This window comes from Halomonas sp. KG2, assembly GCA_030440445.1.
Taxonomy (GTDB): Bacteria; Pseudomonadota; Gammaproteobacteria; order Pseudomonadales; family Halomonadaceae; genus Vreelandella.
The window spans coordinates 1,955,874-1,980,186 of sequence record CP098528.1 but is presented as its reverse complement, the minus strand read 5'-3'; the positions used below and the strand labels follow the sequence as shown (position 1 = coordinate 1,980,186).

The 24,313-nt window shown below is 51.1% G+C and carries 24 protein-coding genes and 2 tRNA genes; 12 read left to right on the top strand and 14 right to left on the bottom strand.

What is annotated here, in order from left to right:
- Positions 1–27 precede the first annotated feature (27 nt).
- Positions 28–1,326 (bottom strand): NCS2 family permease, encoded by a 1,299-nt coding sequence (locus tag NDQ72_09230; protein ID WKD30103.1) that lies wholly within the window; start codon positions 1,324–1,326, stop codon positions 28–30.
- A 199-nt stretch (positions 1,327–1,525) separates the two neighbouring features.
- Complete coding sequence (locus NDQ72_09225) at positions 1,526–2,152, bottom strand: riboflavin synthase subunit alpha (protein ID WKD30102.1); 627 nt, start codon at positions 2,150–2,152, stop codon at positions 1,526–1,528.
- Positions 2,153–2,612: 460 nt separating this feature from the next.
- Here NDQ72_09225 and NDQ72_09220 point away from each other — a divergent pair, with 460 nt between their 5' ends.
- The 4 genes from NDQ72_09220 (at position 2,613) to NDQ72_09205 (ending at position 5,749) form a co-directional block, all read left to right on the top strand.
- On the top strand, positions 2,613–3,656 hold the full coding sequence (locus NDQ72_09220; GenBank protein WKD30101.1) for a methionine ABC transporter ATP-binding protein: 1,044 nt from the start codon (positions 2,613–2,615) through the stop codon (positions 3,654–3,656).
- Positions 3,637–4,290 (top strand): ABC transporter permease, encoded by a 654-nt coding sequence (locus NDQ72_09215; protein WKD30100.1) that lies wholly within the window; start codon positions 3,637–3,639, stop codon positions 4,288–4,290. The genes NDQ72_09220 and NDQ72_09215 overlap by 20 nt, the downstream gene beginning before the upstream one ends.
- 114 nt (positions 4,291–4,404) lie before the next feature.
- Positions 4,405–5,196 carry a MetQ/NlpA family ABC transporter substrate-binding protein gene (locus tag NDQ72_09210; protein ID WKD30099.1) on the top strand — a complete coding sequence of 264 codons (792 nt, stop codon included), beginning with the start codon at positions 4,405–4,407 and terminating at the stop codon, positions 5,194–5,196.
- Between the two features lie 79 nt (positions 5,197–5,275).
- The gene (locus NDQ72_09205; protein ID WKD30098.1) at positions 5,276–5,749 is read left to right on the top strand and encodes a GAF domain-containing protein; all 474 of its coding nucleotides are present in this window, start codon (positions 5,276–5,278) and stop codon (positions 5,747–5,749) included.
- A gap of 58 nt (positions 5,750–5,807) precedes the next feature.
- Here the strand turns inward: NDQ72_09205 and NDQ72_09200 are convergent.
- Both NDQ72_09200 and NDQ72_09195 read right to left on the bottom strand, forming a co-directional pair.
- A tRNA-Val gene (locus NDQ72_09200) sits at positions 5,808–5,884 on the bottom strand.
- 31 nt (positions 5,885–5,915) lie between these two features.
- Positions 5,916–5,992, bottom strand: a tRNA-Val gene (locus NDQ72_09195).
- 182 nt (positions 5,993–6,174) lie between these two features.
- On the opposite strand from NDQ72_09195, the gene NDQ72_09190 reads away from it, so the two are divergent.
- Complete coding sequence (locus tag NDQ72_09190; protein ID WKD30097.1) at positions 6,175–7,245, top strand: endonuclease/exonuclease/phosphatase family protein; 1,071 nt, start codon at positions 6,175–6,177, stop codon at positions 7,243–7,245.
- 30 nt (positions 7,246–7,275) lie between these two features.
- Here the strand turns inward: NDQ72_09190 and NDQ72_09185 are convergent, their stop codons facing one another.
- A complete protein-coding gene (locus NDQ72_09185) occupies positions 7,276–8,652 on the bottom strand; it encodes a class II fumarate hydratase (protein ID WKD30096.1) in 1,377 nt (458 codons plus the stop codon).
- 350 nt (positions 8,653–9,002) lie between these two features.
- On the opposite strand from NDQ72_09185, the gene NDQ72_09180 reads away from it, so the two are divergent.
- A complete protein-coding gene (locus NDQ72_09180) occupies positions 9,003–9,377 on the top strand; it encodes a phasin family protein (protein ID WKD30095.1) in 375 nt (124 codons plus the stop codon).
- 75 nt (positions 9,378–9,452) lie between these two features.
- On the opposite strand, the gene hda is transcribed toward NDQ72_09180, so the two are convergent.
- Together hda and NDQ72_09170 are read right to left on the bottom strand one after the other, a co-directional pair.
- Positions 9,453–10,157, bottom strand: coding sequence for a DnaA regulatory inactivator Hda (gene hda / locus NDQ72_09175; protein ID WKD30094.1), 705 nt, complete (start codon positions 10,155–10,157; stop codon positions 9,453–9,455).
- Complete coding sequence (locus tag NDQ72_09170; protein ID WKD30093.1) at positions 10,154–11,266, bottom strand: AI-2E family transporter; 1,113 nt, start codon at positions 11,264–11,266, stop codon at positions 10,154–10,156. The genes hda and NDQ72_09170 overlap by 4 nt, the downstream gene beginning before the upstream one ends.
- Before the next feature lie 200 nt (positions 11,267–11,466).
- Between NDQ72_09170 and purM the strand changes: the two genes are divergently transcribed.
- Positions 11,467–12,534 (top strand): phosphoribosylformylglycinamidine cyclo-ligase, encoded by a 1,068-nt coding sequence (gene purM / locus NDQ72_09165; GenBank protein WKD30092.1) that lies wholly within the window; start codon positions 11,467–11,469, stop codon positions 12,532–12,534.
- The gene (gene purN, locus NDQ72_09160; GenBank protein WKD30091.1) at positions 12,531–13,289 is read left to right on the top strand and encodes a phosphoribosylglycinamide formyltransferase; all 759 of its coding nucleotides are present in this window, start codon (positions 12,531–12,533) and stop codon (positions 13,287–13,289) included. The genes purM and purN overlap by 4 nt, the downstream gene beginning before the upstream one ends.
- Before the next feature lie 75 nt (positions 13,290–13,364).
- Here purN and dcd read toward each other — a convergent pair whose 3' ends face one another.
- The 4 genes from dcd to cobA form a co-directional block, all read right to left on the bottom strand.
- Positions 13,365–13,931 carry a dCTP deaminase gene (gene dcd / locus NDQ72_09155; GenBank protein ID WKD30090.1) on the bottom strand — a complete coding sequence of 189 codons (567 nt, stop codon included), beginning with the start codon at positions 13,929–13,931 and terminating at the stop codon, positions 13,365–13,367.
- Positions 13,932–13,942: 11 nt separating this feature from the next.
- Positions 13,943–14,743, bottom strand: a complete 801-nt coding sequence (gene apbC / locus NDQ72_09150) for an iron-sulfur cluster carrier protein ApbC (protein ID WKD30089.1) — start codon at positions 14,741–14,743, stop codon at positions 13,943–13,945.
- 150 nt (positions 14,744–14,893) lie between these two features.
- Entirely contained in the window at positions 14,894–16,018 is a 1,125-nt protein-coding gene (locus tag NDQ72_09145) for a kinesin (GenBank protein ID WKD30088.1), read from the bottom strand.
- 159 nt (positions 16,019–16,177) lie between these two features.
- Entirely contained in the window at positions 16,178–16,948 is a 771-nt protein-coding gene (gene cobA / locus NDQ72_09140; protein ID WKD30371.1) for a uroporphyrinogen-III C-methyltransferase, read from the bottom strand.
- A 311-nt stretch (positions 16,949–17,259) separates the two neighbouring features.
- Between cobA and NDQ72_09135 the strand changes: the two genes are divergently transcribed.
- The 4 genes from NDQ72_09135 (at position 17,260) to NDQ72_09120 (ending at position 21,453) form a co-directional block, all read left to right on the top strand.
- Positions 17,260–18,159, top strand: a complete 900-nt coding sequence (locus NDQ72_09135) for a diguanylate cyclase (GenBank protein ID WKD30087.1) — start codon at positions 17,260–17,262, stop codon at positions 18,157–18,159.
- 28 nt (positions 18,160–18,187) lie between these two features.
- Positions 18,188–18,526, top strand: coding sequence for a 4a-hydroxytetrahydrobiopterin dehydratase (locus NDQ72_09130; protein ID WKD30086.1), 339 nt, complete (start codon positions 18,188–18,190; stop codon positions 18,524–18,526).
- The gene (locus NDQ72_09125) at positions 18,527–19,717 is read left to right on the top strand and encodes an aspartate/tyrosine/aromatic aminotransferase (GenBank protein WKD30085.1); all 1,191 of its coding nucleotides are present in this window, start codon (positions 18,527–18,529) and stop codon (positions 19,715–19,717) included.
- A gap of 251 nt (positions 19,718–19,968) precedes the next feature.
- Positions 19,969–21,453, top strand: coding sequence for an NCS2 family permease (locus tag NDQ72_09120; protein WKD30084.1), 1,485 nt, complete (start codon positions 19,969–19,971; stop codon positions 21,451–21,453).
- A 6-nt stretch (positions 21,454–21,459) separates the two neighbouring features.
- On the opposite strand, the gene NDQ72_09115 is transcribed toward NDQ72_09120, so the two are convergent.
- From NDQ72_09115 to NDQ72_09105, 3 genes are all read right to left on the bottom strand, one after another.
- Positions 21,460–22,794 (bottom strand): MATE family efflux transporter, encoded by a 1,335-nt coding sequence (locus NDQ72_09115; GenBank protein WKD30370.1) that lies wholly within the window; start codon positions 22,792–22,794, stop codon positions 21,460–21,462.
- A 164-nt stretch (positions 22,795–22,958) separates the two neighbouring features.
- Positions 22,959–23,543, bottom strand: coding sequence for a YceI family protein (locus NDQ72_09110; protein WKD30083.1), 585 nt, complete (start codon positions 23,541–23,543; stop codon positions 22,959–22,961).
- Positions 23,544–23,614: 71 nt separating this feature from the next.
- A complete protein-coding gene (locus tag NDQ72_09105) occupies positions 23,615–24,169 on the bottom strand; it encodes a cytochrome b (protein ID WKD30082.1) in 555 nt (184 codons plus the stop codon).
- Between the last annotated feature and the right edge of the window lie 144 nt (positions 24,170–24,313).

The window sequence follows — 24,313 nt, the reverse complement described above, 5'->3', positions numbered from 1 at the left end:
CTCATTGATTAAAGATAAAGCGGGTAATTAACCCAGGAAAAGAAATTTTGCTGCAAACAGTAGCGCCAGCGTTATGACGGCGGGGTTCAAATCGCTGAACCGTCCCGAAAGCGCTTTAATCGCAACATAGCTAATAAAACCAAGCGCAATTCCCTCAGCAATTGAGAACGTCAGCGGCATAGCCAGGGCAGCGATCAGTACAGGTGCAGCGTCGGTTGGGTCTTCCCAGTTTGCGTGGGCTAAGCTACCCGCCATCAAAACGGCCACGTAAAGCAGCGCCCCTGCTGTCGCATAGGCCGGAATAGAACCTGCTAACGGCGCAAAGAAAAGGCTAATTAAAAACAGCACACCGACCACAACCGCCGTTAACCCCGTACGACCACCGGAAGCGATACCCGCGGTTGATTCAATATAGCTAGTCGTTGTCGAAGTACCCAATGCAGCACCCGCCATAGACGCGGTACTGTCGGCCATCATAGCGCGACCAATGCGCGGCAGCTTGCCATTTTCATCCAGCAGTTTGCCGCGGTGAGCCACCCCTACCAAGGTGCCTGACGTATCAAACAGATCCACAAACAAGAAGGCAAAAATGACGCTTAGCATCGCCACATCCAACGCGCCCATTAGATCCATTGCCATAAAGGTAGGCGCAATCGAAGGCGGCATAGACATAATACCGCCATACTGGTTATGTCCGAACAGCGTCGCAAGGATCGTGATGCCCAAAATACCGATCATTACCGCACCGGTCACGCGTAGGTAGGAAAGCGCCGTAATAACGAAAAAGCCCAACAAGGCATAAAGTGCGGGTGGCTGGGACAAATCACCCAGCGCCACATAGGTGGCTGGATTAGCGACCACAATACCGGCATTTTTAAGTGCAATCATCGCTAGGAACAAGCCAATGCCCGCAGCAATCCCCAAACGTAATGAGAGTGGAATAGAATTAATGATCCACTCGCGAATCTTAAAAATACTTAGCAGGAAGAACGTTAGACCGGAGAAGAAGACAGCCCCCAATGCCGCCTCCCAGGTATAGCCCATTCCCAGTACCACACCGTAGGTAAAAAAAGCATTCAGCCCCATGCCTGGTGCTTGCGCGATCGGATAGTTTGCCCAAAGCCCCATAACAAAACAGCCGATGGCAGCAGCGACACAGGTAGCAACAAATACCGCGCCGTAATCCATCCCCGCTTCCGAGAGAATGCTCGGGTTGACGAAAATGATATAAGCCATCGTGAGGAACGTGGTGAACCCTGCGATCAACTCGGTCTTTACATTGGTCTTCTGCTCGGTGAGCTTGAAGTAATTGTCCAGAAGTTTCATGTCGTCTTTATCCTTCGCGCTTACGCTGAATGCGTCCCTTGATGCGAGAAAAGCCGCACATACTACCTAAAGGCTCCACGCGTTGCGAGTGCCCCTTGTGCCGCTAGCGTTAGTGGGAACTCCCCCACCTATCTATTATGAATAGCAAACTTCAGGCCATGAGCTAACCGATCGGTCAACGGTAAGACAAAAAACACGACTAAAGACGACTCGCCAACACCCTTTCAACTGTTTCAACAATCACCTGGGTTTGCGGATCAATCTCGATATTGACCTTGTCGCCTAGCAAGCGATCTTTTAAAACTGTACGCGCCAGCGTCTCTGGTATCAGATTGACGCTAAACTCCACCCCCGCACTATCGCTGGCGGGACGTACGTCACCGACCGTCAAGCTGATACCATCAACACCAATGTACCCTTTCTCGAATACAAATTTAGCGACTCTCTCAGGCAGTGAAAACCAAAGCCGACGATTGTTGGGTGCCTCTTCTATTGCCACCACATTGGCCATACAAATAATGTGGCCTGACATGGAGTGCCCACCAATTTCATCACCAAAACGCGCCGCGCGCTCTATGTTGACGCACTGACCTGGTGCAATTGCACCAAGATTTGTCAAACGCAACGTTTCACGCATCAGATCAAAACTGACATTGTCATCTTCTATCGCGGTTACCGTCAGACAAACACCATTATGGGCTACCGACGCACCAAGAGTGAGCCCTTCACGCAACGCCTCCGGCAATGCGACTACGTGGGTGCGAAACTCTTCCAGCTCTTTAACAGCGACGACCTCAGCCACGCCTTGCACAATGCCAGTAAACATATTGCTACGCCCTCTTTCTCAACGCATTAAAGTCAAAACAGATGCTAAAATTCTGTGCAAGCTTACTACTAATACCCAGCTCGTGTGCAGCCAGAAGCCTTGATACAAACGTTGAAACGGCTTTTTTTCTGATAACAAGCGCCGCACAAGCACTCACCAGAATCAATCACTAACAAAAATCATTGGCTCAGAAAATAAACCTAAATTATCGCATTAAAACATGAAATAGAACGGCGCTAATTGACAAGACACCCACCACTCTTTAGACTTTCGCCGCAAATGTAATGACGCCGATTTGTACCCAGATTGCGGGCGTCCACCAAGCCAATGGCTTGGTGAAGTGCAGCTAAAAGGGTGTGTCCAGCGTTGATGGCCACCCGCAAGGGTGGCCTTTTTTTATTTCCCGCCCTACGCTTGCTCCCTCGCACTCCGTCTTCGGCCTACCGTTAAGGCAGACGCTATGATTGAAATTAGCAACGTTAGTAAAACCTATGGCACTGGCAATAGTGCCGTTCATGCCCTAAAAGATGTCAATTTAACGATCCCCAAAGGCACCATTCACGGCGTTATTGGTCTTTCAGGCGCAGGCAAGTCGACCCTTATTCGCTGTGTCAACCTGCTTGAACGCCCAAGCACTGGCAGCGTATCAGTCGATGGCCAGGAAATGACCCGCCTTAGTCGCGGCGAGTTAAACCGTGCCCGACACCGCATTGGAATGATTTTCCAGCATTTCAACCTGCTAACAACGCGCACTGTATTTGATAATGTGGCACTTCCCCTTGAGTTAATGGGCGAAAGCCGCAGTGCTATAAAGGATCGCGTATTGCCACTGCTGGAGCTGGTGGGCTTGGCTGATAAAGCCAAACAATACCCAGCCCAGCTTTCTGGTGGTCAAAAGCAGCGTGTCGCCATCGCCCGCGCACTGGCCAGCAAACCCAACGTCTTACTGTGCGATGAAGCTACTTCCGCACTAGACCCCCAGACCACCAGCTCTATTCTTGAGCTGTTGAGAGAAATTAATCAGCAGCTCGGCATCACCATTTTGTTGATCACTCACGAAATGGAAGTTGTGAAATCTATTTGCCACCGAGTAAGCCTCATCTCCGATGGTGAGCTAGTAGAAGACGCCGAGGTCGGTGATTTCTTCACTGCGCCTATCACACAGTTGGGCAGGGAGTTCCTGAACGACTTTTTGCAGCTAAGCCCACCCAAAGAACTGATCGAGCGTTTAAGCGATACACCGAGCGAACATACTCATCCCGTCGTTCGGCTAACGTTTTCGGGTGATGCTGTTTCGACGCCACTTATTTCACGCTTAGCGCGGGAGTGCAGCGTTGATGTCAGCATCCTCCAGGCAAAAGTCGAGTCCATTCAAGACCGCACCCTAGGACTGATGATTGCAGAGCTGCTCGGCAGCCCCGCGCAAACTCAGGAAGCCATGGCTTATTTAGAAGCACATCAATTACAGGTAGAGGTACTTGGTCATGTCCAGCGCAATGTTTGATCTTATTTTACAAGCCACGCTGGATACGCTCTACATGGTGGCTGTTTCAGGCGTGATCGCCACCCTGCTCGGTCTACCACTTGGCGTCATGCTCTACGTGACTCGCCCTCGTCAGATATTAGCGATGCCAGCACTCAACCAAGTGCTAGGTATTGTTACCAATGTTGGCCGCTCAATTCCGTTCATCATTTTGATGGTGGCGATCATCCCGTTCACCCGCATGCTGGTCGGCACCTCTATTGGTATTAATGCCGCCTCAGTGCCGTTAACTATTGCGGCTATTCCATTTGTGGCTCGGCTAATCGAAGGCGCGCTTAACGAGATATCGCCGGGGCTTATTGAATCTGCTCAATCAATGGGCGCAACGCCTTGGCAGATCATTACCAAGGTACTGATCCCTGAGGCAAGAGGCGGGATTATCACGGGGCTGACGATTACGTTAGTGACGCTGGTCAGTTACTCTGCCATGGCGGGCGCCGTAGGTGGCGGTGGCCTGGGCGATTTAGGCATTCGCTATGGCTATAACCGCTTCAACCCCACCATTATGTTAATTACCGTCATTATACTGGTGGTGATGGTTCAAGGTTTCCAAAGCCTGGGCGACTATTTGGTGCGCAAGAGTGATCGCAAGTGACGATAGCCTGCACCTTTTATCGGCATAGTCGAATATAACCAAAACGCATTAGAATTTTATTTCTTATTGCCGCATAATCACATCCAACATTTACCGTGCCACAGGAGTGACACCATGCAAAAACTACTTATCGGCAGCCTGACTGCCTTAGCCCTTGCAGTTAACGTTGCCAACGCAGAAACACGCACCATCAAAATGGGCACTGTGGCAGGTCCGGAAACCGAAGTCATGGAAGTGGCGGCTCAAATTGCCAAAGAAGAGTACGACCTAAACGTCGAGATCATTGAGTTCACCGACTACGTCACGCCGAATGCTGCTCTCGCCGATGGCAGTTTAGACGCAAACGCTTATCAGCACGAACCGTACCTACAGGCGATGGTCAATGACCGTGGATATGATCTTGCCATTGCGGGCTACACCTTCGTTTACCCGATCGGCGCTTATTCTGAAAAGTACGACAGCATCGAAGCGCTGCCCGATGGCGCTCAAATCGCGCTGCCCAACGACCCATCTAATGAAGGGCGTGCACTCATTCTGATGCACAACCAGGGCCTAATCACACTTAATGATCCGAGCAACCTGGAAGCTACCCCCATCGACATCGCTGAAAACCCACGCAACTTCCGTTTCCGTGAAATTGAAGCAGCACAACTACCCCGTGTACTACCAGACGTCGACATGGCGTTCATTAACAATACGTTCGCCCAACCGGCTGGCTTGAGCCTGAGTGACGCGATAATCAAGGAAGGTCCCGAATCCCCCTACGTCAACTTGATTGCGGTGCGGGGCGGAGACGAAGATCGTGAAGAAATCCGTCAACTTGTTGACGCTTATCAGCGCGATGAGGTCATCGAAAAAGCAGAAGAACTGTTTAAGGGCGCAGCTGTACCCGGCTGGATCGAATAAACAGTACGGTTTTCTCTATCGATGTCATCAGGCCAGCCTTAGGGCTGGCCTGATGTGTTTAATCCTATAAGGAATTCGTATGCATAGTGTTGATTATGCGTTGCTTAATCGGCAGCTTGAAGCTCTGCTAGACACACGTGATTGGCTAACCAACAGCGCACAAACCTGTGCCTTTATTCAACATGCCCTGAACGACATCAACTGGGTGGGGTTCTATTTGCAGCGCCAGCCCAACCAGCTCAGCCTTGGCCCATTTCAGGGCAAACCTGCCTGCCACCCAATCCCCTTCAGCAAAGGCGTTTGCGGGGCCGCTGCCCGCCAACAAACTACCCAACGGGTTGATGACGTTCACGCTATTGCTGATCACATCGCCTGCGATGCTGACTCTCGCTCAGAGCTCGTTGCTCCCATTGTGATCGACGGCTATCTCTGGGGAGTGCTCGACCTAGACAGCCCTCAGCACGCACGCTTTAGTCAAGAAGATCAGGCGGGTATTGAGGCACTGGTGGCGACGTTTATTCGCCAGACTGACCTCCCTCGCTTTATCGACTAGCTTTATCGATTAGCCATAAAAAAACCCCATGCTAAGAAGCATGGGGTTTTTAAGTATTTGGTAGGACCAGGCGGATTTGAACCGCCGACCTCCACGATGTCAACGTGGCGCTCTAACCAACTGAGCTATGGTCCTATAAGTAACTAGCTGCACGTAACACGTAATATGGTAGGACCAGGCGGATTTGAACCGCCGACCTCCACGATGTCAACGTGGCGCTCTAACCAACTGAGCTATGGTCCTGCTGTGCAACGGATGCGTATTCTACGGTTTCATAGCTGAATTGCAAGTAGTTTTTAGCACTTTGAGGTGACGCAAATGAACTAACTCCCCTCAATTTTTATGTCTTATCGACACTTATCTACGGTTACCGCTAAGCTAAACGTAGATTAACCACTATTCACGGTTAAACCAGGAGGCAAATCTTGCTTGGGCCTTTGCTAGGATGCATCGCCATCTCATTGTTACTCGCCACACTGATTGCCCGCGTGCCTATGCGCTGGTGGTGGGTGCGCAGTTTTGAATTTCCTCGACTGCAAATTGCCGTACTGGCTTTAGTATGCGGCTTAACAAGCCTGTGGTTATTAGACCCAGGGCCGTGGCGGGTTACCGCGACACTTGTCTCACTCATCACGCTAGCGCTTCAACTGCGCTACATTTTGCCATGGACAGCGCTCTGGCCTGTGCAGGTAAAAGCCGCCCATAATGCCCCTAAAGACCAGATGATTACGCTGTTAATCGCCAATGTACTGACACCCAACCGTCAGTCAAAAGAATTACTGGCGATGATTACCCACCACCAGCCCGACATGATTCTCACGTTAGAATCCGACCAATGGTGGCAAGAACAACTGGACCCGGCATTAGAGGCGCAGTGGCCACATAGCGTTAAGATCCCCCTAGACAACCTTTATGGCATGCACCTCTATTCTCGCCTAGCACTGAAAGATACTGAGATTAAGTGGCTTATTCAGGATGACATACCTTCGATTCACACCCAGGTAGAGCTTAAAAGCGGCCAGCACATTCGCTTATTTGCCGTTCACCCAAGGCCTCCAGCCCCCAGTGAAAGCGAAAAATCTTTATGGCGTGACGCGGAACTGTTGTGGATTGGCAAAGAAATACATCAACACCCAAAGGCCACTATCGTTGCCGGCGACTTGAATGATGTTGCCTGGTCACGTACAACACGCCGTTTTTGTCGCATAGGAGGCATGCTGGACCCACGCCGTGGTCGCGGCTTGTACAGCACCTTTCACGCTAATTACCCCCTGTTGCGCTGGCCTCTCGACCACGCGTTTGTCAGCGAGCATTTCACCCTCGTCAACATGCAGCGACTTGGGGCGTTCGGATCTGACCACTTCCCTATATTGGCCACTTTTTGCTATCGGCCTTCGCGTCAAGATGAACACGAAACGCCCGATGCCAGTGCAGCAGAGCGCCAAGAGGCCAACGAAACCATTCAAAAGGGCAAAACGGAAAAGCAAGAAACCTAACCGCCCACCCCCTTAACATCTCAACAGAGGCTACTCAGGTATGCCTCCTTTCGTTAATACCGCAGGGTCTAGCAAACGTTCGAGCGTTGAGCGATCTAGATCGGTCTCTTCCTCCGCAACGTCAATGATTGGGCGCCCAGCCTGATAGGCTTTTTTAGCCACCGCCGCGGCGGCGTTATAGCCAATCACGCTATTAAGGGCCGTGACTAAAATAGGATTCCGTGCGAGCGGCCCCTGTAAATTATCGTCACGCACTTTGAATGTGGCGATAGCACGCTCACCCAGCAAGGTGGCCGTGTTACTCATCAAGGTAATCGATGTGAGAAGATTCGAAGCCACTAGCGGCAGCATCACGTTGAGCTGGAAATTACCACTCTGACCCGCCACCGTTACCGCGGCATCCAGGCCGATAACTTGCGCTGCCGCTTGGGCAGCCGACTCGGGAATCACAGGATTTACCTTACCCGGCATAATGGAGCTACCAGGCTGTAGTGCCTCAAGTTCAATCTCGCCCAGCCCCGCCAACGGCCCTGAATTCATCCAGCGCAAATCGTTAGCGATCTTCATAACCACACAGGCTAACCCTTTCAACTGCCCCGATAACTCCACGGCAGCATCCTGGGATGCCAAACTGGCAAAAAAGCTATCATTAGGCACAAAGGGTAGGCCCGTCTGCTGGCTTAAGTCGCTAGCCATTAGCTCGGCAAATCCCTCAGGCGCGTTAATACCGGTGCCTACCGCCGTACCGCCTTGCGCCAATCGACACAGCCTTGTCATGGCGCTATCAAAACGCTCGATGGCCTGCCCCACTTGGCTCGACCACGCGCCTAGTTCTTGATCCATACGCAGCGGCATGGCATCCATCAGATGAGTACGACCTGTTTTAACAACATGGGCCAGCTCACTCGCCCTACGATCAATCGTGGCCTGCAGCGTCACCAGTGCGGGACGCAGTGTTTCATTAACGGCTATCGCTGCCGACAGGTGGATGGCCGTTGGAATGACGTCGTTACTCGACTGCCCCATATTAACGTGATCATTTGGCGTTACTTCGACCCCTTCACGACTGGCAAGCGTCGCTAGCACTTCATTAACGTTCATATTGGTCGACGTACCAGAGCCTGTCTGGAAAACATCAATCGGAAAATGCGCATTATGCTTGCCACTCATCACTGCCTGAGCCGCCTTCTCAATCGCCTCTGCGCGGGGTTTATCTAACAACCCCAACTGACAGTTACTTCGCGCAGCAGCGAGCTTTATCCGCGCGACAGCGTGAATAAATGCCGTGGGCATGGGTGTATGCGAGACTGGGAAGTTGTTGATAGCCCGTTGGGTTTGAGCGCCATAAAGCGCATTTGCAGGTACATTGAGCTCACCCATGCTATCCCGTTCAATACGTGTATCCATCCTGGCACTCCTTTTAAAAAACGACTTAGCCAACGCCGCTCACATCACTAACGTCACGCTTGCCAACGATTATTTTAGTGATAACGGTTATCTATACGCTTAAGCCTAGCCCTACCGGCGCGTTAGGTAAATCCATGCGCATCATCGACTCACACAGCCACACTCACACGATCCTTAAATTCACTTCACCACAATGTTGCACTGCACAAAAAGCCCTGTTATGCTGCAACGCAAGATTACTAGATATCAGCTGCGGTGGATGCTTAACAAAACCGTTGCTGATCAACCAGCACTAACGGCACCGTCAATCAATGGGCCGATTAGTGGGCAATGGAGCAGGAGTGTTTACCATGCAAACATTTAACACCAACGAAATGACTCAGCAGTTCGACAACATGTTCATGGCACCTGTGCGTGCATACATGACGCTAAGCATCGATTACTCTGAAAAAATGCTTAACGCACAGTTTGATGCCAACAAATCTTACCTAGATACTGGCATCACCCAAATGCGTCAGCTGATGAGCGTGAAAGACGCCAACGGCCTGCGCAGCTACATGGAAGGCCAGCAGAAAGTGGCTAAAGAACTAGCTGAGCGTGTAAAAGGCGATGCAGATAAAGTCGTTGCTCTTCAGCAAGACTTCTTGCAGAAAGGCCAAAAACTGACAGAAGATAATGTTAAGCAAGCGCAAGCTGCTGCTAGCAAAATGAGCAAAACTGCTTAATCTGTTAGTTATTGACTTGCTGCCATTAAAACGCCCCTGCCAGTGATCTGGCAGGGGCGTTTTAGCAATTGCGCTTTACCAATTAAGGGCGGACTTGACGAAAGGAATAGTTAGTTTCCGTTTAGCGGATAACGATGCTTGATCAAGCGTTTCCAGTGCATGGCACAAATCCCCCAACTCCCTCGGCCCGCGGTGCATAATGTAGCGCCCTACGTCATCAGGCAACTGCATTCCACGTACGTTGGCACGAAGCTTTAACGCTGCCAGGCGTTCATTATCATCCAACGGATGCAGGTGAAACGTAACTCCCCAGGTTAGCCGTGATGCCAAGTCCGGCAATGCAACGTCTAATTGGCGTGGAGACGTATTGGCGGCAATCACTAAGGCTTTTCCCGCATCACGCAGCCGATTAAAGGCGTGAAACAGAGCCTCTTCCCAACGCTTACGCCCGATCACATATTCAAGATCATCAATGGCGACGAGATCCAGACGTTCGATATCCTCTAGCATCAGCGGTGGGAAATGACCAAGGTCTGCCAATGGAAGATAAAGTGCCCGCTTATCTGCATCCGAGGCGGCATGACACGCCGCCTGCAAAAGATGGCTACGGCCACTGCCCGGCGCGCCCCATAAATATAAGAACGGCTCAGCATCAGACTTAAGCTGCCGGCTCAGGTACTCCATTAATGAAGCGTTTGCTTGTGAGGCATAGTAATTATTAAATGTCGCGTCGTCTCGCAACCCTACCCCAAGCGGTAGCTGTGCCGGTAATCGGCTCATGGTGACTCCCTTTCGTCGTGACGACCCAGTCCATCATTGTAATGTTGCTGTTCTAGCGGACGTTGCTCGGCATCATAGAGAGCACTGCCTTTATAGCGATCTTTAATTTCCCTTAAAAGCACCATAATGACCGCTGCGGCAGGCAATGCTAAGAGTACGCCCGTCAGACCGAAAAGATGACCACCCGCCAGTACCGCAAAGATAACCGCAACAGGATGCAAACCTATCTTATCGCCTAACAGCTTAGGCTGAAGTATGACACTTTCTGCCGCCTGACCGATACCGAATACCGCGATCACGCCCAGCACAGCCCACCATGTATCAAATTGGAAAAGCGCCACGATAAGCGCCACCACTAATCCCACAATAAAGCCAAGGAACGGCACAATACTGACAAGCCCGGACACAGCGCCAATCAGCAGGCCGAAGTTCAGACCCATCAACGTTAGTCCCACCGCATATATAATGCCTAAACACAGCATGACCAGTAACTGCCCACGTAGAAACGCTGATAGAACTTCATCGCAGCGCTGAGCCAAGCGGGAAACATCGCTTGTCCATTGACGAGGAACCAAATCAGCAAGACTAGAAATCAGCCTGTTCCAATCAAGTAGTAAATAGAACGTTACGACAGGAATCAGGGCGACGTAGGTAACCCAGGAAACGAAAGCCATCCCAGAACGACCTATTTGACTTAACGCCTGAGCTGCATAGCTACCTGCATCACGCCAGTTTTTGATCAAAGTTTCTCTAACGTTCGTTAGCTCCGCGCCCAAATCGTAACCCGTCCACTCCTGAACTTGTGGCGCTAATATGTTCTCAATCCAGTTGAAGACACTCGGCAATGCCTCTCCCAGCTGTTTTGTCTGCTGCACAACCAGCGGGATTAAAATAAGCAGGCTTAAAATAAGGATCAGTAACAGGACAAAAAAGACGCTACTAACTGCCCAGGGCCGCTTCATGCCTAACCGCTGAAAATAATTAGCAAGCGGGTCAGCCAGATAGGCCAAAATCAAACCCGCAATAAATGGCATCAGTACCGCATCTAATAAGTAGAGGCAGCCCACTAACACCACCAAAAACACAACGCCCCACCATGAATGTCGCATGTTCTTTATATCCCTCCTGGAAAGATGGTTAGCGCCCTTAGCGTACTGAATAGTAACAAAAGTAGCGTATTGAACATCGGTTAACGCCGCACATCGATGCGACTTACGTCTCTGGGTGTTACAATCCGTTCCGTTATCGCCCCAGCACTGGCCATTTCGCCAGCACTACCCGTATTGCTATAGGCTTCACAGGATCTGTCATGACCGATACCTCCACTTCTCAGGCCACTCCCTCACTCAGCTATAAAGACGCAGGTGTCGATATTGATGCCGGCAACGCGCTAGTTGATCGCATCAAACACGTTGCCAAACGCACGACACGCCCTGAAGTCCTGGGTGGCCTTGGCGGGTTTGGCGCACTGTGTGAGCTTCCCGCTGGTTATAAACAGCCAGTCCTGGTCTCCGGCACGGATGGTGTCGGCACTAAGCTGCGTCTTGCCATGGACCTTGGTAAGCATGACACCATTGGCATTGACTTGGTCGCTATGTGTGTCAACGATTTGATTGTTGCCGGTGCTGAACCGCTGCTATTCCTTGACTACTATGCCACGGGTAAGCTGGATGTGGATATCGCTGCAGATGTCGTGACCGGCATTGGCGCTGGTTGCGAACTGGCTGGTTGCGCACTAGTCGGCGGCGAAACTGCCGAAATGCCTGGTATGTACGAGGGCAATGACTACGACTTGGCAGGCTTCTGCGTTGGCGTTGTTGAGAAGGCCGATATTTTAGACGGCAGCAAGGTAGCCGAAGGCGATGTACTGCTGGGATTGGCCTCTTCTGGCCCGCACTCCAATGGCTATTCATTGATTCGCAAAATTCTGGAAGTTAGCAACTCTTCACTCAATGATACTGTGGATGGACAGCCGCTTGGCGACGCATTAATGGCGCCGACGCGTATTTATGTAAAGTCGTTGCTGTCGATGATGCGCGGCACAGATATTCCCGTTCACGCGCTCTCCCATATTACGGGTGGTGGTTTACTGGAAAACATTCCCCGTGTTCTACCCGATACCCTCGCAGCCCACGTTGATCTTTCTACCTGGCAGCGCCCAGAAGTATTTAACTGGTTACAAGCCCAAGGCAATGTCAGTGAAACGGAAATGCACCGTGTACTGAACTGCGGCATCGGCATGGTGGTTGTAGTCCCCCAGGCTCAAGCTGAAGACGCTATAGCGCATCTGCAAGCTCAAGGCGAGACCGTCTATCGCATTGGTCAGATTATTCAGCGCCAGGAGGAAGCCGTCGTTTTGGAGAACCTTCGCGCATGAGCAGTACCGACTTCACTAGTGGCACGTTCAACGACACCATAAACGACATGGCGCCAGAACCAACAGCGGCGCGACGTATTGTGGTGCTAATTTCTGGCAGTGGCAGTAATTTACAGGCGCTGATTGACGCGCAAAGCCATGATCGGCTTGGCGGGGAAATCGTCGCTGTTATTTCCAATGAGCCGGATGCCTATGGCTTGAAGCGCGCCCTAGAAGCGGGTATTGAAGCCGTTGCGCTACCTCATCGCGAATATGACAGCCGCGATGCTTACGACGGAGCGCTAATCAAAGTCATCGAACGTCATGAGCCTGACTTGATTGTTTTAGCAGGCTTTATGCGCATTCTGACGCCCCGCTTTGTGCAGCGTTTTTTAGGCAAAATGCTCAATATCCACCCGTCACTACTGCCCGCCTATCAAGGGTTAAATACCCATGCTCGAGCGCTGGCAGACGGTGTCAAACAGCATGGCTGTAGCGTGCATTTTGTCACTGAAGAGCTAGATGGTGGGCCTGTTGTGCTGCAAGCAGAACTGAACGTTACAAATGAAGATACCGTTGAGACGCTTAAGGAGAAGGTGCACGCTCGTGAACACCTTATCTTCCCAATTGCCGTTCAGTGGTTTCTTCAAGGCCGCCTGCAATATAGCGCTGAAAACGCCACCATGGATGGCCATCCCCTGCCCCCCCATGGCATGCGGCTCTCCCACACAGATGCTGCAGAAGAGCTAGACGAAGAGTTTGACGAAAACACGTAAACGTCACTGCTCTGACCATAAAAAACGCCTTACCGCTATTAGCGCGTAAGGCGTTTTTCGTTTAGCTTGCGGATATTAGGTGCGAGGCAGCGTAACGCCTCGTTGCCCCATATATTTACCACCGCGATCTTTATAAGATGTTTCACACATCTCATCCGACTCAAGGAACAGCATCTGAGCTACCCCTTCATGGGCATAAATCTTGGCCGGCAGGTTGGTAGTATTTGAAAATTCAAGCGTCACATGCCCTTCCCACTCTGGCTCAAGCGGCGTTACGTTGACAATAATGCCACAGCGCGCGTAAGTGGATTTTCCAAGGCAAATCGTCAGCACACTGCGCGGAATACGAAAATACTCAACCGTGCGTGCTAATGCGAAGGAATTCGGCGGAATAATACACACATCCCCCTTAACATCGACAAAGCTTTTGTCATCAAACGCTTTGGGATCGACAATAGCCGAATGTATGTTGGTAAACACTTTAAATTCATCGGCACAGCGAACGTCGTAACCGTAGCTCGACGTGCCATAAGAAATAACGCGCTGATCATTCACATAGCGCACCTGCTCAGCTTCAAACGGTTCAATCATGGCATCGCTTTGTGCCATGCGACGAATCCACTTATCAGATTTAATACTCATTTGTTACGTCATCACTCGCTAAAAGAAATAGTGGGGCCGCCGCTATGGCTGGCATTTACCGATTGCGCCACTTGTTTGGCAATATCTGCAAACGTGCGACTCACTGAGCTATCGGGTTCGGAAATCACACTGGGACGACCAGAGTCAGCTAGCTCACGAATAGAGAGCGTTAACGGCAATCGCCCAAGGACAGTCGTATCATACTCTTCCGCGATACGTTCACCGCCACCGGCACCAAAAATAGCCGCTTCGTGGCCGCAATTTTCACAATGATAAAGACTCATGTTCTCTACCACGCCAAGCACTGGCACATTGACCTTACGGAACATCTCAATGCCTTTGCGGGCATCAAGGAGCGCAATATCCTGAGGCGTGGTGACAATCACGGCGCCTGAAACAGGCACTTTTTGCGCCAGCGTCAGCTGGATATCGCCGGTACCTGGCGGCATATCAATCAGCAGGAAATCCAGATTATCCCATTGGGTTTGTGTCAGCATTTGCTGAAACGCACCAACCACCATCGGGCCACGCCAGACCATCGCCTCACGGGTGTTAACCATAAAGGCCATCGACATCGCTTGAAGGCCGTGCGCTTCTAGCGGCAGAAACTTATTGTCCTCCGTCGCTTGAGGCCGGACGCCTTCTTTAACGCCCAACATCTGCGCTTGGCTAGGGCCGTAAATATCAGCATCCAGTACGCCAACACGATACCCCTGGGCAGAAAGCGCTAGTGCCAAGTTCACAGTAACGGTCGATTTTCCGACCCCGCCTTTCCCCGATGCCACTGCTACTATATGTTTTACACCGTCCATCAATGGCACTCCTGTCTATTGCGACTAATCTATCCGTGGTTTGAATGATACTCCTAGGCGGCCTATTTCTAAACCAACATACAAAAGCGGATGCAGGGGCTACCTACATCCGCTTCCTTACTAACAATCAGCACACACTACGCGTACCGATTAGTTACTGTTCTGCTGACCCTGGTCTGCAGAGCCAGCTTCTTCGGTTTGCTCAGAACCATTTGAATCAGCGCTGCCACTCTCTTCATCTGTCAAAGAAGGCACTTCATCATTCGCCGCATCGTTTACATGTAAGCGGCCCTCCAACGAAGAAAGCTCGTCACGCCAGTCACTAAGCTGGGTTTCCAGGCGTGCAAGCTGCTCTTCACGGGCTTCAATGTCACTTTCAACATTGGCTACTTCTTCACGACCAATATCCAGCGCGACCATGAGATCATCCATCTCACTGCGCACTTGGTCGAGGCTCTGTTGCTCTTCTTCACGCAGTTGGGTTAATGAATCAACCTCGCTTTGCAACTCATCCCGCTCACTGGTGAGCGAGTCACGCTCGCTTTGCAAATTATCCAATTCACTTTGAACGGCTGACACCTCTTCCTGAGTACCGGACAGCTGTTCGCTAGCTTCACTAATCTGGGTTTCTAAACCCGACAATTCCTCTTGAGCGGCACTAAGCTCATCAACGGCCTCCTGACGCTCTTGTTCAGCTTGCTGACGTGCCGCCTCCGCTTCTTGGCGGGCCTCTTCGGCACTTTGGCGAGCTTCTTCAACTTCCTGGCGAGCAGACTCAGCCTGGTCACGCGCGCTTACCACTTGATCACGTTCTTCTTTGAGTGCTTGCAGGTCGGCTTCAGCGCTCTCTACTTGCTCACTTAACGCATCGGCTTCTTGCTGAAGTGCATCACGCTCAGCTTCTAGTTCTTCAAGACGCGATTGCACCGCACTTGTATCACGCTGAGCAGACTCTAGATCGCTTTGTGCCTGAGCCTGCTGCTCTTCCAGCGCTGCCATTTCCTCACGCATGGCACTTAAATCGGTCTCAGCTTGCTCAACTTCTGCAATCCGCTGGCTAAGCTGGTTGTTATCTTGCTCGACGCTGGCTAACTGGCCCTCTAACGTTTCGACACGCTCTTGCCGTGTGCCCGAGTTAGATTGCGCCATAATTGCCCAAATAACAGCAATGGCGGCAATACCAGCAATACCTTTGACACGGTTATCCTTAAAAAGCGTTTTCATGTCTGGCTTACTCGCTGACGCTTGATTATCCGAGTGGTTTGCTTCTGGCATACTGCGTCCCTCTCTTCTTTTTTAGGCTACCGATATCAGCAGCGTTGATAGACATTTAGCACCTGACATTCTTTTACTAGCATACACATCTAGCAACATCTAGCCAGCGATCAACGTATATGACTAACGGCCCATACGATGACCCGCTTGTTGGTTAGCCTAGTGGTTACTTTCCTTAAAGCCTATCGCATCCGCAGCAGCAACCTCAAACCAAGAAAGCGTGGCATGTAATGACACAACACTGCCAATAATCAATAACGTAGGCGGTGTAATCTCACCTTGGTGAAATGCCTCAGGCAGCTGTCGCAAAGAACCAATATGCGTACATTGGTGCTGTGTTGTGCCCTGTTCAATCAGCGCCAAAGGGGTGCTGGGTGCGAGACCATGGTCTATCAATGCCTGGCAAATAGCCTCTAAGTTACTCAGCCCCATATAAAACACCAGGGTCTGGCCAGACCGGGCTAACGCTTGCCAATCAAGCGTGCTCTCTCCATGTTGTAAGTGGCCAGTGACTAAGCGAACCGACTGCGCATGATCTCGGTGTGTCAGAGGAATGCCCGCATAAGCTGCACAACCGGATGCCGCTGTAATACCCGGAATGACTTCTACCGCCACATTTTCAGCCATGAGCGTTTCTAATTCTTCTCCGCCTCGGCCAAAAATGAAGGGATCTCCCCCCTTGAGACGCACAACTTGCTTACCTTGCTTTGCCCAAGACACCAATGTTTGGTTAATCTCATTTTGAGGGACGCTGTGCAACGCCTTCGCCTTGCCAACGTAAAACCGCTCGGCCTTAGGCCCAATCAGGGCTAGCACTTCATCGCTAACGAGGCGGTCGTAGAGCACTACTTCTGCTATCTGAAGCCGCTTATACGCTTTCAACGTCAATAGCTCTGGATCCCCTGGGCCAGCACCGACCAAACTTACCAAACCACCGCCAACTTTTTGAGCGCTAGCCGAATGGCCTGTCTTTATAGTGGCTGCCTTTACTTCGCTCAAAGAAATACCCCGAGAATTAAAAATGATCCAATCTATTAAAAAGCAATAGGCCTTCCCGTGTCGCGCCAAAGTTTCTATGGTAGACACTTAACGCCACACTAAAATTCTTTTATGGAATAAATATAGATCAATTGATTTTAAAAAAAGCGAGCATTGTCAGTAATGGCTTACATATTAGTTACGTTTTTAGGGCTAACCTTTACGATTAACTTTTATTTGGCATATGCTTTGGAGCTTCACGCATGCTCGTGAATGATACAGCCCCAGTACCGCAAAGTACTGATAGCCTGATATCCCAGATACCTGGGGTTATTTTTCAATTCTATCGATCACACTGCGGCCGTATGCACTTCCCCTATCTGGAAGGCGGGGGCGAGGCGCTGGCACACATCGACCGACAACAATTAGCGCATGACGCTGGCCAACTTATTGAACACCTAACCGGTCACGATCACCCCAAAATAATGTCATCTATTGAGCGATCTGCACGCTGGATGCTACCGCTCACGACTCGCTTCCGCCTCCCCTTCCCTAAAGGAAAACCGCACTGGATTGCGGTAAGTGCTAACCCCTCCCCGGCATCCAATGGTGTTCGCTGGAGCGGCATCATGATGGATATTACTGATCAAGTCGCAGAAGAGCAGCGACTAAGAAAACTCTGCGACACCGACCCTTTAACGGGATTGCCTAACCGTCGCAAACTCATGGTGCACTTAACGCACCTAGCCTCATTAAGCACGCGGCATGGGACGCCTCTCTCTATCATGATGGTAGACATAGATCATTTTAAACAGCTCAATGATCGTTGGGGACACTTACAGGGCGATAGCGTACTGGAACAACTTGCCTTGCAAACGCAGCAACTCCTGCGCTGCGAAGATATGGTGGCAAGACTTGGCGGTGAAGAGTTTATGGTCGTGTTGCCGCTTACACCGCTGCAACAATGCCATAAACTCGCTGACCGTCTCCGACATGCCATCGCAAGCTATGATTTTGGAATCGGTGCCGGCCAAGTAACCGTGAGTATTGGTGTAGCGGAGTATCGGTGCGGTGAGCTTTTAGCCAACTTAATAGAACGCGCTGATCAAGCGTTATACAGCGCGAAAGAGGTTGGTCGCGACTGTGTATGCCTTCTACCCTAATAAGAGCAATTTTAAAAGGAGGCAACCCATGACAACGCTTGCTCAAACCACCTGTGAACCTTGCAGTAGCAACGCCATACCGCTCACTTATAGCGCATGCCAACCCCATCTAGCAGCACTTTCAGAGTGGCAGATTGTTGACCACGATGGCATCATGAAGCTGACGAGACAGTTTACGTTTCGCAACTTTGCCGATGCCCTGGCATTCACCCAGCGCGTTGGCGATATAGCAGAGCAGGCTGGGCACCATCCTGTCATTGTTACTGAGTGGGGTAAAACCACCGTGACATGGTGGTCTCATGCAATAAAGGGCCTGCATCTAAATGATTTCATTCTTGCCGCCAGAACCGACGAGGTAGCCGAATAAATGTTTGAGCAAATTGAGCGAGTCCCAGGAGATGCCATTCTCGGGCTGATCGAAGCTTTCAAAAAAGACACCAATCCCCAGAAAGTCGATTTAGGGGTTGGCGTATATCGCGATGCACAAGGCAATACGCCGGTCATGCGCGCTGTCAAGGAAGCAGAAGCTCGCCTGCTCAAGAATGAAAACACCAAGACCTATATTGGCTCTCACGGTGCCCCTGCTTACGGTGATGCTGTGCTGCCTATGGTATTAGGTGCAGATTCTTCCGTATTGAAAGCCAACCGCGCGAGCGCTACTCAGTCTCCTGGTGGAACAGGTGCACTACGCTTAGCCGCTGACTTTATTGCCCACCAGCTGCCTGGAAAAGGAATCTGGGTCAGCGATCCTACTTGGCCAAACCATCACGGCATTTTCACCGCTGCAGGTATCGAACTTCACAAATACCCCTACGTTGATGCTGACAACCGCCTTGATTTCGATGGTATGTTAGCCGCGCTGAAAAAGATTCCTGAAGGCGACGTTGTGGTGCTTCACGCCTGCTGCCACAACCCGACCGGCTTTGACCTGTCTAAAGATCAGTGGCATGAAGTAATGGCAGTGCTGAGCGAGCGCAAACTACTGCCATTGGTTGACTTTGCTTACCAAGGTTTCGGGGAAGGACTGGACGAAGATGCCTATGGTGTTCGTCTGCTGGCCGAAAACCTTGATGAAGTTATCATCACCAGTTCCTGCTCAAAGAACTTTGGCATTTACTGCGAACGCACTGGCTGCTTGATCCTGATTGCCAAAGACGCCGAGCAGATGGAGAACGTTCGCTCTCAGGCTGCCATTGTGGCCCGTGAGAACTACTCTAACCCTCCCGCCCACGGTGGCGCGATTGTTAGCGAAATTCTTCACGACGCTGAGCTGTCTGCAATGTGGCGTGAAGAGCTGACCGAAATGCGTGATCGCATCAATACGCTGCGTCGCGACTTCGTTGAAGCCCTTAAGCCTTACGGCCTTGCTGAAAAGTATGCATGCGTTGCAGAACAGCGTGGCATGTTCTCTTACACCGGTTTAACTCCGGAGCAAGTAGACCGCCTGCGTGACGAATTCGGTATTTACATGGTGCGTTCTGGCCGTGCCAACGTTGCAGGATTCTCACACGAGAATTTACCTTACCTTGCTAAGGCCATCGCTGCCGTTAACGAATAACGCCAAGTGAGTTGTTAACCTTAGTATCAACAGCTAAAACGCCCAGGCAAATTGCCTGGGCGTTTTTGTAGATGATTTGAAGATAAGCAACTGAACAGCCAAGCGATTGTTATGTACAATTACTCGCTTGCCGCCAGAGCCTGGGGCGCCCGTGCGGCGTCCGCTACAACGCAATGCTTGACCGATCAGTCAAATCTTCGGCACACTCAGCATAGCCTTGTATACAACACACCATAACTAAGAGGCCTAACATGGCGGCTGTCGGCACTCACTATCCGTGGTACAAAAAAGAAGACACCGACGCGTTCTTCGCGCTGTTTCAAAACAATATTGCCAACTTTGTCATTATCGCAATTACCATGCTGGGCATGGGGTTCCCCACATCCATTGTGTATGGTCAGGTGTTGCCTGGTGCCGCAGTGGCAGTCATGGCAGGCAATTTTTATTACGCATGGAGTGCCGCTAGGCTCGCAAGAAAAGAAAACCGCAGTGATGTCACCGCGCTCTCCTACGGCATCTCCACACCGGTCATGTTTGTGTTTCTATTCGGCGTATTGCTCCCCGCCAAGCAGTTAACCGGTGACGCGGAATTAGCCTGGAAAGTTGCCGTGGCCGCCTGCTTTATTAGTGGCGCAATAGAAGCCTTGATTAGCATCATTGGCCGCTGGGTGCAGTATCACCTCCCACGGGCCGCCATGTTGGGTGCTGTTGCTGGCGTCGCACTCACCTTTATTGCCGGTGAGATGCTATTTAAAACTCTGGAAATGCCTATCATTGGACTTCTGGTGCTCGGCATTATCATTGTTGGTCTTGTGGCACGCGTCAGCATGCCGTTTAAGCTACCGACATCACTGTTTGCCATTGTGGTCGGTACTGCGATGGCATATTTGATTGGCGATGCGGGCAGCGAACGCTTTAGCGATGCTTTTACACATTTAGGGTTCTACCCCCTGCTGCCTAATTTGGCCTGGTATGAAGGGCTGGGCTTGCTGTTTAGCGGCATGCTGGCCGTACTTACCGTTGTGCTGCCCATCACCCTCTATAACGCTATTGAAACCATGAATAACGTTGAGGCGATGGAAGCGGCTGGCGATAAATACGATGTGCGTGAGTGCCAGGCAGTTGATGGAGCAGGCACGATGATCGGCGCGCTATTTGGCGGCGTATTCCCGACAACTGTTTATATCGCAACGGTGGGCGCGAAGTGGATGGGCGCAGGGCGAGGCTACAGCATTCTAAACGGCGCCGTTTATGCCCTCGCCACCATGTTTGGCCTGATCGCTGCCTTAGCAGCCATTATCCCAGTCTCAGTAGTGGCTCCTATCCTGGTATTTGTCGGCATGTCGATGATAGCTACTGCGTTTCAAGCGAACGATACCCGCTATTATCCGGCCATTGCGCTGGCGATGCTGCCCTACTTTGCCAACTACGTGATGACACGCTTCAATCGGGGTGCTGGTGACGTCGTCAGCGATATTTCCAGTGCCATTGTTGTCATGGGACAAGGTGCGATGTTTATGGCCATCTTCCTAGGGGCCATGACAGTGTCGGTGATCGACCATCAGTTCCGCCGTGCAGCCGCATTTGCCGCCATTGCGGCTGGCTTCTCATTTGTAGGATTGATGCACGCCCCAAAACTGGCTTTTAACGCAGCGCCTGAATTTGTCATGGGTTACTTGGGCATGGCATTACTGTTTATGTACTTCTCATTCCAGGAAGCCCCCAAGAAGCACTAAACGGCATTACTTGCTGAATCCCGCCTGCCGATGCGGGCGGGATAAAATGCGCTTGAGCACTATCCAAGCAACCATACCTGCCAACACGTTACCCAATGCCGCGCCAGCGGCCAAGCCTGTCCATCCAAACAACTGCGCACCCAACCATAAACAAGGTAGATAGCAAATAAACAATCGTGCGCTTGAAAGCAGCATTGCTCTAAGTGGCCAGCCGAGAGCGTTACCTGCAGACACCACCAGCATACACACGCCCAACGCAGCATAACTTGGCAACAAAAAGCGAATTAGCAGCGCGAGCTCACTTTGCACCTCCTGGTTCCCGGCTAACACCATAGCCACCCAGGGTGAAGCCAGCGCCAGCAACAGCCCCAGGCTAAGCTGCCATATCAACGCGACATTCACGGCCAAGCGCATCAATTGCTGAATCTGTCCCCAGTCGCCCGCGCCATAGCAGCGCCCAAGCCATGGTGGTAGCGACATCGTCATCGCCAATATCACCATCAGCGAAACCGTTTCTAGGCGGCTGGCAAGCCCCCAAGCCGCCACCTGGGTATCTCCTAGGCTAGCAACAGCCGCAATCGCCAGCATCGCCGCCAGTGGCGGCATCAACTGACTAACCATCGCGGGAGCAGCAATACCGGTAAAAAGCCGCCACGAGCGCCTGGCTTCTTGCCATAGCGCGGTATTCGTCGTCCACTTTCGATGCTGTAGTTTCATACTGCTGAATAACAGCCCCACAAAAAATGCGATGGCGGTCGCCAAAGCGGCACCCGCTAGTCCCCACCCCTGCCAAGAACCAATGCCAAAAATAAATAGCGGATCCAATCCCAGGTTAATAAGGCTACTGAGCACCATCATCTTACCTGGCAGCCGTGTATCGCCGTGAGCACGAAACACGCTATAGATAAAATAGAGCAGCGCGCCTAGCCAAGCTGAAAATAGCTGTGGCCCCCAGTAAGCGCGTATATAAACCAGCGCGCTATCATCGGCACCTAGCAGCCTGAATATGGGTACTTGAAGAAACCAAAGCGCGATGACTAGTAGGCCGATGACGAGGCCACCGGCAATTAGCACAAGGCTGCTTAACCGCTTCGCTCGAACGTCTTCTCCAGCGCCTAAGGCGCGGGAAATGAGCGCCGCAATCGCGATCCCCATTCCCACTTGAATACCAATAATCAGGAATGACAAAGGAAAGGTAAACGACTGAGCGGCCAAGGGCGCTGTTCCCAAACGGGCAATAAAAGCACTATCTACAAGCTGGAAACCCAATAGCGCCAACACGCCAATGGCCATCGGCCACGTTTGACGCCATAAGGTTATCGCCAGCTCGCGTTGCTGCATAACGACCGCTGCCAAAGAGAAATCCTCAAAACAGAGTAGATAACGGTGAACGCTACCTAGTTAACAATACTGACAACCTACGAGATGTAAGTTGTTTCTGGTAACTCTCAACGCAAAGCGCCATCACCCAGGCAAGGGTGATGGCGCTTTCTGCTTGCACTCGTTTACTGACGAATGCCTTCAAACGTCACGTAAAGCTCCAGCTCGTGCATCGCTTCTGGGAAGTCACTCATATCAATACCGAAATCACCCAGCGTTAACATGGTGCTGCCTTCAAAACCTGCACGGTAATTGCCCCAGGGGTCATCACCTTCGCCCATCAAGGTAACAGGCATTTCAATTTCCTGTGTCTCACCATGAAGCGTTAACTCACCGGTTACGACGCCTTCATTTTCACCCGTTGATTCAAAACCTGTTGAAGTGAAAGTTGCCGTAGGAAATTCACCGGCATCAAGAAAATCGCTGCTCAAGAAGTGACGATCACGCTCTGCATGATTAGTGCTCAGGCTGCCTACCTGCACTTCCATTTCTACAGAAGAGGCTTCTAAATCCTCTGGGTCATAAGAAAATTGACCATCAAACTCTTCGAAAGTACCCAGAATATAGGAGAAGCCGAGGTGGCTTATTTTGAACTGAACAAAGGCGTGCTGACCTTCAGTATCAATTTGATATTCTGCTGCTTGCGCTTGGCTGAACGTCGCTAGCGAAGCGGCGGCAATTGCAGTAGCAAAAGCGGTTTTCTTTAACATCGTGGAAATCTCCTTTATTTTCCTAATAAACACTACGAGCAAACTATCAGCGCAGTGGACAAAAAATTCCATTATTGCTTGCGGCCATGAGCAGGATTAACCATCCGCACGAGTGTCGAGTGGCGATCCCACCAATGATGCTTCATAGCGGCTAGCGCGTGCCCTGCGGCCAGTACCATAAGCGCCAGGGCGCTGTACCAGTGAACATCGCCTGCCAGACTAGCTTGATCAGGAAGCCCGTGAAGCAGCGCTGGCACTTCAAACCAATCAAACACACTAATTCCGCGCCCATTGGCGGTAGAGATCAAATAGCCACTAACAAGCACTAACAATAACAAGACATACAACATTATGTGGCCAGCATGGGCAGCGAGACGTTCAAAGCGACTTCCCTCTGCATGAGGCGTTGGCTGAATCAAGCGCCATATTAAGCGAGCAAAGGTAGCAATTAACAACAAGATACCAATCGAGCGATGCACCCACGGCGCTTGGTTATACCATGTATCGTAGTAACCAAGATCAGTCATCCACCAGCCAAGAACAAACAACCCCACAATCGTTAGTGCACTTAGCCAGTGAAGAGCAATGCTAATGACTCCCCATCCACTCTGCGTGTTCCGCCACATCCTTGCTTTCCTCGTTCTAAACAGCAATTGGTCATGCCCGCTGTAAGCACACTTATACACAAAGCATACCGTCTTAATGATCAAAACACTGCTGAAAAAAGCAGAACACACCATTCGTAAAAAACGTTTGTTAAAAACATTGCT